1 protein-coding gene is annotated in these 1,416 nt (G+C 32.6%); it reads right to left on the bottom strand.

Annotated features, from left to right (window positions below; genetic code table 11):
• Nucleotides 1–1,416: IS1182 family transposase (locus A3O17_RS05920; RefSeq protein WP_064572389.1), on the bottom strand; the 1,416-nt coding region annotated here is incomplete at both ends.

The following is a 1,416-nucleotide window of genomic DNA, read 5'->3' as shown; positions in this document are numbered from 1 at the left end:
ACCAATGCCATTTGCCGATTTACCTTCGGCAATCCTCTTACGGTAAATCGTGTGAAACGCAAACTAGCCTTCAACGTTCCAAAGACAGGCTCAACATCAAATTTTCTTTGATAATAAAGAGCCTTTCCTTCAGAAGATGAAAGCTTATCCTTAGCTTTATTTTTAAAGTATTCCCATTCAGGATTAATATAGATTTTTTTAACGTGTCCTTTAGGTGTAAGTGAATCCGGGATTACTTGATGATTTTCATCATATTTTTCAGCAGCATAAACTTTAAATTTTCGTTCAAATCCATAACTGTCATGTCTTACGGAATATCTCAAGAAATTAAATCTTACTCCATTACAGTTAACAAAATAATCATCTTTTTCGTTATACTCCCAATTCATAACCTTACGGTCATCCACTTTCCACTTATGACTTTCTTCCTTTAGCATCGTTGAATATGGAATAAATGCATTACAATTAGGAAAATGATCTTCAATAAAACGATAATTGGTTTCAGAACCATAACCGGCATCAGCGATAATGTTTTGGGACAACACGTTTTGATTATTCAAAATATTTAGAAATGGAATTAGGGTTCGAGTATCAGTAGGATTTTGTGCAAGATAATATCCTAAAACAAATTGATTATTAGTAGCGATTTGAAGGTTATAGGCCGGTTTCGTTTGTCCATTTTTCATTGGATCTTCCTTAAGTCGCATAAATGTCGCATCAGTATCAGTCTTAGAATAACTATTACGTGAACCATAGGTTTCAAGTTGTTTTTGATATTCTAATTCTTTATCAATACACTGTTTAAGTTTCCGATGTTTCGATTTTAATTTTCTTCTTTTTTGTTTATCGGGATTAGGAGATAATTTTGGATTCTCCTCGATTTTACGATTTAACTCGTCAATTCGATTCTCAAGGCGTGCAAGGATCAATTCCCAATCATCATAATTTTCAATTCCAAGATTAACTGCTTCGTTAATTTCAGAAATCAATTTTTCTGCTTTCTTGGCGTTTAATTCAGAATACCGAATGGTATTTTTTCGCCAAACAAAAGAATACTTGTTTGCGTTGGCATGAATCTTAGTTCCATCAATGTAAACTGCCTCGTCAATTAAGTTATGTTGACGAAGAATCGAAATTAAATTGGCTGAGAAATTTTGAAAAATATCATCGATTTCTTTAGAAGTAATGAAGCGAGCAATTGTACGATAAGATGGACAATCAGCTTGAACTAGCCATTCTGCATATTTATTTTCTCGTGCAAAAGTTTCAATTTTACGACATGAATAAACACCGCGAGAGTAAGCAAATAAGATCAATTTTAATAATGCAGGAGAAGAATAGACCTGTGGTCGTCCAAAAATATAGTTTTTAGCAATATTTAAACTATCAATAAAATCGTTAATTAATGAATCTTGA

Source organism: Ligilactobacillus aviarius (assembly GCF_001654615.1).
GTDB lineage: Bacteria > Bacillota > Bacilli > Lactobacillales > Lactobacillaceae > Ligilactobacillus > Ligilactobacillus aviarius_B.
Note: the sequence above shows the minus strand (reverse complement) of the source record. Positions and strands in the feature narration are given on the sequence as shown.